Source organism: Tsuneonella troitsensis, from assembly GCF_001441535.1.
Taxonomy (GTDB): Bacteria; Pseudomonadota; Alphaproteobacteria; order Sphingomonadales; family Sphingomonadaceae; genus Tsuneonella; species Tsuneonella troitsensis.
The window spans coordinates 225,652-237,193 of the sequence record NZ_LMAU01000002.1 but is presented as its reverse complement, the minus strand read 5'-3'; the positions used below and the strand labels follow the sequence as shown (position 1 = coordinate 237,193).

Here is an 11,542-nt window from a genome sequence, read left to right as displayed (position 1 = left end):
GGTGCCCGAGAACGACCTCCTCATTCCGCGACGGCGAATCGAACTCGATCCCGATAGCATAACCGCGCCCCCGCGCGCGGCGTTCGTCGAACTGGGTCTCGTCAGCAATTTCAGCTTCCTGCGCGGCGCGTCGGATGCGGTCGACCTGGTATTGACAGCCCATGCGCTCGGCTATGACGCCATGGGCATCGCGGACGTGAACTCGATGGCCGGCGTTGTGCGCGTGCACACCGAGGCAAAAACCCTGAAGATGCAGCCGGTTATTGGGTGTCGTCTGGAAACGGTCGAAGGCTTGGCCTTCCTCGCCTATCCTACGGACCGCGCAGCCTATGGCCGTCTGTGTCGGCTCATCAGCGCGGGCCGGATGCAGACCCTGGACGGAGAGTGGCAGGCCAAAGGGGCGTGCGACATCGACCTGGGCATGATCGCCGCTCATGCCGAAGGGGTTCAACTGATCCTGCTGCCGCCCCACGATCTGGCGGCGCAATTCACCGTTCCGGCATGGGCCAGCAATGTCGTCGCACTCGGCGGAGGGCAGGCGCAAGAGCTTGTCACAGGCAGTTTCGCTTATCTTGTCAATCATTTGACGTCCGGTCTTCCCACCCTGCGTCATATCGCCGCGAGTTATCTCCACACCGGCGAGGATATTGCCCGGATCGACCACCTCGATGCGCTGGCGCGCGAGCATGGCCTGTCGCTGCTCGCAACGAACGACGTGCACTATCACGCGCCCGAGCGCCGTCCGTTGCAGGACGTGATGGTGGCGATCCGGCACAAGACCACGGTCGATGCCGCGGGTCACCTGCTGTTCGGCAATGCCGAGCGTCATCTCAAGGGACCTGCGGAGATGGCGGCGTTGTTCGCGCGCTGGCCTCACGCCATCGCGGCGGCGCGCGAAGTGGCAGACGCCTGCCGGTTCACGCTCGACGAGTTGCAGTACGAGTATCCGCAGGAGATTTATCCCGACGGCATGACGCCACAGGCGTTCCTCGAAGGCGAAACCTGGAAGGGGGCGGAATGGCGCTATCCCAACGGTTTACCAGATACCGTTCGCACCACGATCCAGCGCGAACTGGTGCTGATCGGCAAGCTCGATCTGGCGCGTTATTTCCTGACCATCAAGGACATCGTCGATTACGCCCGAGGGGTCGAGCCACCCATCCTGTGCCAGGGGCGCGGGTCGGCGGCGAATTCGGCCGTCTGCTATTGTCTCGGCATCACCTCGGTCGATCCGGCCAAGCACGCGCTATTGTTCGACCGCTTCATCTCGGAGGAACGCAAGGAGCCGCCCGATATCGACGTCGATTTCGAGCATGAGCGGCGTGAGGAGGTGATCCAGCACATCTATCGAACCTATGGCCGCCACCGCGCTGGCCTGTGCGCCACCGTGATCCATTACCGTCCGCGGATGGCCATCCGCGAGGTGGGCAAGGCGATGGGCTTGTCCGAGGACGTGACCAGTGCGCTCGCGCGGACCGTCTGGGGCGGATGGGGCAAAGAGATCGGCGAACGCCATGTCGAGGAGACCGGTCTCGACATTGCCGATCCTCATTTGCGGCGCGTTCTCAAACTGACCGAGCAAATGATTGGTATGCCGCGCCATTTGTCGCAACACGTAGGCGGTTTCATCCTGACCGACAGGCCGCTTACCGAGACCGTGCCGATCGGTAACGGGGCCATGCCCGATCGCACCTTCATCGAATGGGACAAGGACGATATCGAAGCACTCGGCATCCTGAAGGTCGACGTGCTGGCGCTGGGTATGCTCACCTGCATCCGAAAGTGCCTCGACCTGCTCGAAAGCACGCACGGGCGGAGCCTGACGCTGGCAACCGTCCCGCGCGAAGACCCCGAAACCTACGCCATGCTCCGCAAGGGGGATTCGCTCGGCGTATTCCAGGTCGAGAGCCGGGCGCAGATGAACATGCTGCCGCGCTTGCGACCGCGCGAATTCTACGACCTCGTGATCCAGGTCGCCATCGTGCGGCCGGGACCGATCCAAGGCGATATGGTGCATCCCTACCTCAAGCGCCGCCGCGGGGCGGAGCAGGTAGTAATCCCTGCGCCCGCGCCGGAGCATGGCCCGCCCGACGAACTGTCGAGCATCCTCGAGCGCACGTTGGGTGTGCCGATCTTCCAGGAACAGGCGATGAAGATCGCGCTCGACGCGGCGAAGTTCTCGTCGCTCGAGGCGAACCGGTTGAGGAAGGCGATGGCGACCTTCCGGAGCCGCGGAATGGTCGACGAGTTGCAGGACATGATGGTCGAGCGGATGGTGGCGCGCGGGTACGATCGCGAGTTCGCCCAGCGCTGTTTCAACCAGATCCGCGGCTTCGGCGAATACGGTTTTCCCGAGAGCCACGCGGCCAGCTTTGCGCATCTTGTCTATGTGTCGAGCTGGCTCAAGTGCCACTTCCCCGCCGCGTTCGGCTGCGCGCTGCTCAATTCGCAGCCGATGGGCTTTTACGCCCCGGCGCAGATCGTGCGCGACGCCGTGGAGCATGGCGTCACGGTACTGCCGGTCGACGTCAACGCGAGCGAATGGGATTGCACGCTGGAGAGTATGGCACCGGGAACTGGTCCGGCAGAAGGGGACCGCGGCCGCCTCGATTGGCAGGTCGCTCTGCGCCTCGGCCTGCGGCAAATCGACGGGCTGCCCGAATACGTCGCCGCGCGCCTGCTTGCGGAGCGCAGCGAGCGCGGCCCGTTCGACAGCGTCGCTGCTTTGCGCGACCGGGCCGGGCTGTCGCCCGCACATATCGAGCGGCTCGCCAGCGCCGACGCCTTCCAGTCCTTGCACCTGCCCCGGCGCCAGGCCCTATGGGATGCGCGCAGCCTGATCGCGGGGCCCGACCTGCCTCTGTTCGCCTTTGCCGAAGCGCGGGACGAGGGAGGGGAGGCGGTCCCCACCGCGCTGCCGCGCATGCCGCTGTCCGAGGAAGTGGTCGCCGATTACCAGACCACTCGCCTCAGCCTGAAGGCGCACCCGATGGCATTCCTACGACCGGCCCTGGCCGAACGCGGTTTCGTGCGTGCCAGCGACCTGCGCGAGCGCAAGTTCCGCAGCATGGTCCAGGTCGCGGGCGTCGTGCTGATCCGCCAGCGCCCTGGCAGCGCCAAGGGCGTATGCTTCATCACGCTGGAGGACGAGACGGGGGTGATCAACCTCGTCGTCTGGCCCGATCTCAAGGAAAAGCAGCGCAAGGTTGTGATGGGATCGCGGCTGATGGAGGTGCGCGGCCGCGTCGAATACGACGACGAGGTGATCCATGTGATCGCACAGCACATGACCGACGCGACGCACGAGCTCCACCGCCTTTCGGACGATCTCATCAGGACGCCAATCGCGCGGGCGGATCACTGCAACAATCCGCTACCCAGCAAGCTGAACCCGCGCGACAACCTGCTCAGCGGGGAACAGAACCCGCACAAGCCTGTCGAGCCTTGGGAGCCGCCGGGACCGGGCAACCGCGAATGCGGTTTCACGGGCGGCCACCCGCGCGACGTGCGGATCGTACCCAAGCTTATGCCGTTACCACCGAGCCGCGACTTTCACTGAACGGGCTCTTACCCCCCGACTTGTCCCGATCCGGATCGGGGTCGATTTCCCCCGAGCGAAAGCCGGCCGAGTGCGATACTTTGCCTACCATGCGTCCGATCATCGCCGTTTCAATTCTGAGCGCCCTCGCTGCAACTGCGGCTCAAGCCTACGATCCGATCGTGCTCGCGCGCGGGTGGGAAAGGGTGGACGCTTTCGAATCCGAAGCCTGCACCGGTGAGGTCGGCACCAACGGCCGTTTCTATGTGATGTCCGCCACGGGATTCGCGCCGAGCGAAAGTGCGGTTCTCACGATCGAGAACGGCGAGATGCGGCCCATCGAGCGGGAGGTCCGCGCCGACCAGGCCGGCGAATGGCGCGATTACTACATCCCCTTCAGACCGAACCGCGGCGAGGGGGGCATCGTACGCGTGACCTTGGCCGGTGCTTCCTGCGTCGTTCCGCTGAGCTTCGAATGGAGCAGGGCCAAGGGATGGGACATACCCGCACCGCTCGTTCCACGCTGAACGTTTGCGAATCGCTCGCCGCCGCCTAGCGCGAGGCGGTGGTCGACCCCGAACGCCTTGCCGCCTTTGCCCTGATGACCGCCGCGACCAGCGTGGTTCCCGGCGTATCGATGCTGTTTGTCATGAGCCAGACGATGCGTTGGGGCCGCCGGAGCGGCTATGCGGCGCTCACGGGAATGCAGGTCGGCTACATAGGCTGGTGGCTCCTCGCCGCGTTCGGGCTCGGCACGCTGGCAAAGATGTTCCCGCAGGCGTTCCAGGCATTGGCGATCGGAGGGGCGCTTTATCTCGCCTGGCTCGGCGCGCAGGCCATGCGCCATTCGGGCGAGACCGCATCGGCTGACGCTCCCGCCAAGGGCTCGCTGCACGCCTTTCGCGATGGGGTGCTCGTCGCCCTCGGTAATCCCAAGTCGCTGATCTACATCGTCGCGCTGCTTCCGCCCTTCGTGGATGCACGGCTGCCCGTCGTCCCGCAACTTACCCTCCTGGCCGCGGTATCGCTCGTGATCGACGTCGCAGTCGGCGCGGCCTACATCGGCGCAGGCAGGAAACTTTCAGCGGCGATGAGCGACCCCGCGACCCGCCGAAAACTCGATATCGGTATCGGTCTGCTGTTCATTGCCATCGCAATCGGCATACTGACAGACTTGGCTATGCGATGACGTTTTCCCAATTTCTCAAGCGCCTGCGGGACGCGCGCCTGTCCCGGTTCGACCGTGCTGCATTCGCCTTGCTGATTGCTTTCGCCGTCGTGCTCGCAGGGAAAGGCTGGCTCGATGCGCATCCCGAACACAATCCGTGGGCGCCGCTCGACTTGCGCGATCCGATGGGCTGGGCAACCGACCGAAAGATCGCGGCCCTTCGCGATGACGTTGCCGAATGCCGAGCCGTACTTGAGCGGAGCGACGTCGAGTTCGCCGCTCTATCCCCTGCCGGAGAGGGATCGTGCGCGCGTCCCGATCGCACCGTAGTCGATGGCTTACCGCTGAGCCCCGCAACCCCGCCGACGACCTGCGCGGTCGCGGCGGCATTCGAGATGTGGCTGCGACGATCGGTCGAGCCCGCAGCCGAGACCATCCTTGAGTCGCCGATTGCGCGGATCGAGCACTACGGCGCGTTCTCGTGCCGAAGAATGTACGATCGCGACGATGCGCCATGGAGCGAACATGCCACGGGCAATGCAATCGATATCGCGGGGTTCGTGCTCGAGGATGGTCGGCGCGTAACGGTTCTGGGCGATTGGGATGGCGAGGGCGATGAGGCCCGTTTCCTGCGAGAGATCCGCGATGGCGCGTGTAAACCTTTCGGCACCGTTCTCAGTCCGGATTACAATGCCGCGCACCGCGATCACTTCCATCTCGACCAGGCGGCAAGGGGCTTTGGCGGCGTCTGCCGCTGATCGCGGTGAAAGCTCATCGAGAAATATCTGGCAGCCTTCGAGAATTCAGCTATTGCGAGACCTTCTCAATAAGAGGTGACCCCATGCGTTCCATATTTCTCACTGCAATCGCCACATCCGCCCTCGCGCTTTCGGCATGTTCCGGCGGCGCCGACGAAGCAGCCACCGCCGATACGAGCGCGACCGAAGCAGCCGACGACACGGCCCCGGCCACCGACGCCGCTGCCGCCACGACGGTTCTCGACCCCAATTCCGCGACTGCGGAGCAACTCGCCGCCGTTGCCGGGATGACCCCTCAGCTCGCCACCGCGATCGTCGACGGTCGTCCCTATGCAAGCGCAAGCGCGTTCAACACCAGACTGCTGGAAACGCTGACCGCGGATCAGGCTGCTACCGTGCGGTCCGCAGTTTTCGTGCCAGTGAACCTGAACACGGCGACCGAGGACGATATCAAGCTGATCCCGGGCATGACCGACAAGATGGTGGGCGAATTCCTCGAATATCGTCCCTACGAAAATATGGCCGAATTCGACCGCGAGATCGGCAAGTACGTGGATGCCGCCGAAGTGGCGCGGTTCCGGACCTACGTCACGCTCTGACGCGCTGGAGGACGATCCTGACGAGTTCGAGCACGACCAGAATGGCCAGAAAGACATAGGCCGTGGTCGGATCGAATGCCGCGAGCACCCAGTGCACGACCGTCAGGATCGCCGCCGGATAGACCAGGCGGTGCAGGCGCTTCCAGCTTCGTTTGAGCGCCCGCACCGCCTTGTCGTTCGAGGTCACGGCAAGCGGGATGAAGATCGCGAGGGCCAGCCAGCCCGTCAGCATGGCGACGTCGGCAGCCTCGGCGAGAACGGTCGCGAGCGAAGCTTTGTCGAATAGATAGATCGCGGTGTGCCCGGTGGCATAGACGAAGCTCGCCACGCCGATGTCGCGCCGGCGGCGCAGCAGCCAGGTCGTCCAGCCTTGCCTGCGGAACACGAGTCGAAGCGGCGTCGCTGCAAGTGCGAGCAGCAGCAGCCACGCTGCCCAGTCACCCGTATCGCCGATCGCGTGGCCGAAGCCGTAGAGATCGGGCGTGACCAGCCAGCGCCAGGCGATCCATACTCCGGGGAGAGCAAGCACCAGCCACAACAGCGGACGAGTCTTAAGGGCGACTTTCACCGGTCCACCTGACGGAAGGACGTCCGTGTGTCAAAACCCGGTAGAGTAGAAATCAGCCTTCGAGGGCGTACCCGGCGCTACGAACGGTCCGCACCGGATCCTTCGCGCCTTCGATCGCGATCGCCTGCCGCAGGCGGCGGATGTGAACGTCCACCGTACGCAGTTCGATCTCGCTTTCGGTGCCCCAGACGCCGTCCAGCAACTGTCCCCGGCTGAACACGCGGCCGGGACTTTCCATCAGGAACTTGAGCAGCCGGTATTCGGTCGGTCCGAGGTGGAGCGGCTGCCCGCGGCGCGTAACCCTGTGGGCCACCGGATCGAGCGACAGGTCGCCCACCGTGATGCTCTCGCCCGCAAGGGCCGGCCGGATGCGTCGCAGAACCGCCGCCACGCGGGCGAGCAGCTCTCGGGGGGAGAAAGGCTTGGTCAGATAATCGTCGGCGCCGGTTTCGAGTCCGCGGATCTTGTCGTCCTCGCCCTCGCGCGCGGTGAGCATGATGATCGGGACGTGCGCGGTCGCCTTGTCGCGGCGCAGGCGGCGGCAGACCTCGATCCCGCTCGTTCCCTCGATCATCCAGTCGAGGATGATGAGATCGGGCGCATCTTCCGCGGCGAGGAGCAGTGCCTCGTCGCCGTCGGGAGTGGCGCGCACCGAATAGCCCTCGTTCGAGAAGCGATATTCGAGCAGCTCGGCGAGAGCAGGGTCATCTTCGACCAAGAGGAGTTTGGCGCTTGTCATCCACGATGACCCGACACCAGAAATGTTACACCTTCACGACGCCAACGTGTCGGAAGGATCGCGATCAAAAGTCGGAGTCCACCGGATAGGCGCCTGTTGCGGCATAATGGACCATTTCCGCCACGTTGGTCGCATGGTCGCCGATGCGTTCCAGGTTGCGGGCAACGAACAGGAGCTGGGCGGCCGAACTGATAGTCGATGGATTTTCGACCATGTGGCTGACGAGGTTGCGGAAGATCGATTCGTAGAAATTGTCGACCTTCTCGTCGGTCGTGATCACCTCGCGCGCGAGCACCGCGTCGCGCGCGGCGTAGGCGGTCATCGCGTCGTGGACCATTTCAGCTGCGATCTCACCCATGGCGGGAACGAGCGTCAGCGGGCCGAACTTCTTGCGGTCCTCGATCTTGCGTCCGGCCTTGGCTATGGCTTTCGAATAATCGCCGATACGCTCAACCACGCCGGCAATCTTGAGCGCCGCGATCACTTCGCGCAGGTCGTCGGCCATCGGCGCGCGCAAAGCGATAATCCGCACCGCCAGCTTGTCCACCTCGGATTCGAGTGCGTCGAGCTTCTTGTCATCAGCGATTACCTGCTCGGCGAGCGTATCGTCGCCCTTGACCAGCGCGTCCATCGCGCGCTGCACCGCGACCTCGGCCATGCCGCCCATCTGGGCGATCAGGCCGCGAAGCCGGGTGATGTCCTCGTCGAACGCCTTGACGGTGTGTTCCATGCTCATCCGTATCTGCCGGTGATGTAGTCCTTGGTCCGCTCTTCCAGCGGATTGGTGAATATGTCCGAAGTCCGACCATATTCCACAACGTTGCCCAAGTGGAAGAACGCCGTGCGCTGACTGACGCGCGCGGCCTGTTGCATCGAGTGAGTGACGATTACGATGGCATAATTGCCCCGTAGCTCGTCAATCAGTTCCTCGATCTTCGCGGTCGCGATGGGATCGAGCGCCGAACAGGGTTCGTCCATCAGGATCACCTCAGGGTCGACCGCGATCGCGCGGGCGATGCACAGCCGTTGCTGCTGGCCGCCGGAAAGCGCGGTGCCGCTGTCGGTAAGGCGATCCTTGACCTCGTTCCACAGTCCCGCGCGCCTGAGCGAACGTTCGACGATCGCGTCGAGCTCTGTCTTGCCTTCGGCCAGGCCATGGATGCGGGGGCCGTAGGCGATGTTCTCGTAGATCGTCTTGGGGAAGGGGTTGGGCTTCTGGAACACCATGCCCACCCGCGCGCGCAATTGGACCACGTCCATGCCCGAAGTGTAGATATCCTCACCGTCCAGCTCGATGATTCCTTCAACACGTGCTGATGGAATCGTGTCGTTCATGCGGTTGAGCGCGCGCAGGAAGGTCGACTTCCCGCAGCCCGACGGGCCGATGAAGGCGGTGACGTATTTCGAAGGAATGTCGATCGACACTGCGTCGATCGCTTTCTTCGCGCCGTAGAAGACCGACACGTCGCGCGCGCGGATCTTGGCATCGGTCACTTCGAGGTTGGGATGGACTACGGTCACCAGGTCTTCTCGAATTTGTTGCGCAGGTAGATGGCGAGCCCGTTCATCACGAGCAGGAACAACAGTAGCACGATAATCGCCGCGCTGGTGCGTTCCACGAAGCCGCGGTCGATTTCGTCCGACCACAGGAAAATCTGCACCGGCAGCACGGTAGACGGGGATGTGAATCCCGAAGGCGGCGTGGCGACGAATGCCCGCATGCCGATCATCAGCAGAGGCGCCGTTTCACCGAGTGCGCGCGCCATGCCGATGATCGTTCCGGTGAGGATGCCCGGCAGCGCCAGCGGCAGGACGTGGTGGAACACGACCTGGACCGGCGAAGCGCCGATCGCCAGCGCGCCGTCGCGGATGCTCGGCGGCACCGCCTTGATCGCGTTGCGACCGGCGATGACGATCACCGGCATCGTCATCAGCGCCAGCGTCATGCCGCCGATCAGCGGCGCCGAACGCATGTTCGGGAAAATCCACAGGAACACCGCAAGGCCGAGGAGGCCGAAGATGATCGAGGGTACCGCCGCAAGGTTGTTGATCGAAACCTCGATCAGATCGGTCCAGCGGTTCTTGGGCGCGTATTCCTCGAGGTAAAGCGCGGCCAGCACGCCGATCGGGAACGCCAGCAGGAGCGTGACGAACATCGTCAGCATCGAGCCCTTGAGCGCGCCCCAGATGCCGACGGCCTGCGGATCGGTCGCATCCGAACGTTCGAGGAAACCGAGATCGAGGCGGGTGGCAAGCTTGCCTTCACCTTCGAGCCGTTCGGCCATCACGCGCAACTCGGGTGAGCCTTCGCCGGCCAGACCCGCCGCGAGCTTGGAACTCGCGGGAAGCTGCAACGTCTCGGTGCGGCGCAACAGGCCGGGGTCCTCCGCGATGGCCGAGGCGACCTCGCGCCAGGCATCGCCCGATACTTCGGCGGCGGCGTCCTCGCCCAATTCCTTCGCGGCGAAGAACTGGATCACGTCGGGTAGACCCTGCCCCTGCAGGTTCTGCTGGATCGCGACCGGGTCGGTGAGCGAAGGGTCGAGTGACAGGCCGGCCTGTGTGAAATCGACCGGGACACGCACTTCTGCGCGCTGGAACCCGCCGATCCCGTTGATAAACATCGTCGTCAACAGGAACAGGAGAACCGACATCGATACGAGGATCGCTCCGAGACCCAGCGCCTTGAAGCGCCGCTCGGACGCGTAGCGCTTCTTCAGCCGGGCCTCGAACGCGGGCGTGCGGGTGGGGGCGGCAAACTCACTCATAGGCTTCGCGGAACCGCTTGACGACGCGCAGGGCGATAAAGTTGAGCGCGAGCGTCACCATGAACAATACGAACCCGAGCGCGAATGCGCTGAGGGTCGCGGGGTGATCGAAACTGCCTTCGCCGGTCAGCATCGCCACGATCTGGACGGTGACCGTGGTCATCGATTCCAGCGGGTTGGCGCTGAGGTTGGCTGCGGTCGATGCGGCCATCACCACGATCATCGTCTCGCCGATCGCCCGGCTGACCGCGAGCATCACGCCTGCGACGATGCCGGGAAGCGCGGCGGGGATCAGCACGCGGCGGATCGTCTCGGACTTGGTCGCGCCCATCGCCAGGCTGCCGTCGCGCATGGCCTGCGGAACCGCAGCGATCGAATCGTCGGCCATCGACGATACGAACGGGATGATCATCACGCCCATCACCAGACCCGCGGCTAGTGCGCTCTCGGAGCTTGCCCCCGAAATGCCGATCGCCAGAGCCGCGTCGCGGATCGCGGGTGCGACCGTAAGCGCGGCGAAGTATCCGTAAACGACCGTTGGCACGCCGGCGAGGATTTCGAGCGCGGGCTTGAGCCATTTGCGCCACGACGGGCGCGCGTACTGGGTCAGGTAGATCGCGCTCATCAGGCCCAGGGGAATCGCGACCACCATGGCGATGATCGCGCCGATGAAGATCGTGCCCCAGAACAGCGGTATCGCGCCATAGCGGGTCGGATCGGCCGAGGTCGGCGCAGTCATTGGGTCTGGCGACCAGGTCGTGCCGAACAGAAAGTCGAGCGGCGATATCATGCCGAAGAAGCGGATCGTCTCGAACACAAGACTGACGAGGATGCCCAGCGTCGTCAGGATCGCGACGAGCGAGGCGGTCAGCAGCACCGCCAGGACGATCCGCTCAACCTTGGTGCGCGCGGCGAACTGCGGCTTGAGGCGCAGGAAGGCGAATGCACCCGCACCGATGGCAATCGCCAGCGTCGCGAGAATACCGATCAGGCGATAGCGCGAAATCGCATCGCGATATGGTTCGACCAAAGCGGCGGCGTCGGGATGGGTGGTCGTGGTCGCAAGGCCGGTGGCCACGGCGCGGGCCTGGGCGAGGATCGCGTTGCGCTGGAAATCGAACGCCGGAAGTCCGGCGGCCGCCGGATCGGCCAGAACGGACTGCTGGACGAGATTGGGCGCAAGCGTCGTCCACAAGGCCAGGAATGCGAGTAGCGGACCCACGATCCACAGTGCGACGTACCAGCCATGATAATTCGGTAGCGCGGCGAGCCGCACGCCTTCGCCCGTCTTGCGGAAGCTCCACGCGCGCGCGCGGCCCGCAAGCCATCCGGCCAGCGCGAGGCCGATCGTCAGGAGAAGAAGGAGTGAAAATGACATGCCGGAAAAAGGTGAGCCCAGATGGT

Annotated in this window: 11 protein-coding genes; 5 read left to right on the top strand and 6 right to left on the bottom strand. The window is 64.4% G+C overall.

Going from position 1 to position 11,542, the window contains the following annotated elements; all coding sequences use genetic code 11:
* Nucleotide 1: 1 nt before the first annotated feature.
* The 5 genes from AR323_RS04760 (at nt 2) to AR323_RS04740 (ending at nt 6,063) form a co-directional block, all read left to right on the top strand.
* On the top strand, nt 2-3,559 hold the full coding sequence (locus tag AR323_RS04760) for an error-prone DNA polymerase (RefSeq protein WP_057882817.1): 3,558 nt from the start codon (nt 2-4) through the stop codon (nt 3,557-3,559).
* Nucleotides 3,560-3,648: 89 nt separating this feature from the next.
* On the top strand, nt 3,649-4,065 hold the full coding sequence (locus AR323_RS04755; protein ID WP_057882816.1) for a hypothetical protein: 417 nt from the start codon (nt 3,649-3,651) through the stop codon (nt 4,063-4,065).
* A gap of 38 nt (nt 4,066-4,103) precedes the next feature.
* The gene (locus AR323_RS04750; protein ID WP_057882815.1) at nt 4,104-4,727 is read left to right on the top strand and encodes a LysE family translocator; all 624 of its coding nucleotides are present in this window, start codon (nt 4,104-4,106) and stop codon (nt 4,725-4,727) included.
* Nucleotides 4,724-5,464, top strand: coding sequence for an extensin-like domain-containing protein (locus AR323_RS04745; RefSeq protein WP_057882814.1), 741 nt, complete (start codon nt 4,724-4,726; stop codon nt 5,462-5,464). The genes AR323_RS04750 and AR323_RS04745 overlap by 4 nt, the downstream gene beginning before the upstream one ends.
* Nucleotides 5,465-5,547: 83 nt before the next feature.
* Nucleotides 5,548-6,063, top strand: coding sequence for a helix-hairpin-helix domain-containing protein (locus tag AR323_RS04740; protein ID WP_057882813.1), 516 nt, complete (start codon nt 5,548-5,550; stop codon nt 6,061-6,063).
* Here AR323_RS04740 and AR323_RS04735 read toward each other — a convergent pair.
* The 6 genes from AR323_RS04735 to pstC form a co-directional block, all read right to left on the bottom strand.
* Entirely contained in the window at nt 6,053-6,631 is a 579-nt protein-coding gene (locus AR323_RS04735) for a ferric reductase-like transmembrane domain-containing protein (protein ID WP_235510455.1), read from the bottom strand. The genes AR323_RS04740 and AR323_RS04735 overlap by 11 nt on opposite strands.
* 52 nt (nt 6,632-6,683) lie before the next feature.
* The gene (phoB, locus tag AR323_RS04730; RefSeq protein WP_057882812.1) at nt 6,684-7,370 is read right to left on the bottom strand and encodes a phosphate regulon transcriptional regulator PhoB; all 687 of its coding nucleotides are present in this window, start codon (nt 7,368-7,370) and stop codon (nt 6,684-6,686) included.
* 64 nt (nt 7,371-7,434) lie between these two features.
* A complete protein-coding gene (gene phoU, locus AR323_RS04725; protein ID WP_057882811.1) occupies nt 7,435-8,106 on the bottom strand; it encodes a phosphate signaling complex protein PhoU in 672 nt (223 codons plus the stop codon).
* Complete coding sequence (pstB, locus tag AR323_RS04720) at nt 8,103-8,891, bottom strand: phosphate ABC transporter ATP-binding protein PstB (RefSeq protein WP_057882810.1); 789 nt, start codon at nt 8,889-8,891, stop codon at nt 8,103-8,105. The genes phoU and pstB overlap by 4 nt, the downstream gene beginning before the upstream one ends.
* Nucleotides 8,888-10,138: a phosphate ABC transporter permease PstA gene (gene pstA, locus AR323_RS04715; protein ID WP_057882809.1), complete on the bottom strand. Its 1,251-nt coding sequence runs from the start codon at nt 10,136-10,138 to the stop codon at nt 8,888-8,890. The genes pstB and pstA overlap by 4 nt, the downstream gene beginning before the upstream one ends.
* Complete coding sequence (gene pstC / locus AR323_RS04710; protein ID WP_057882808.1) at nt 10,131-11,516, bottom strand: phosphate ABC transporter permease subunit PstC; 1,386 nt, start codon at nt 11,514-11,516, stop codon at nt 10,131-10,133. The genes pstA and pstC overlap by 8 nt, the downstream gene beginning before the upstream one ends.
* Nucleotides 11,517-11,542 lie beyond the last annotated feature (26 nt).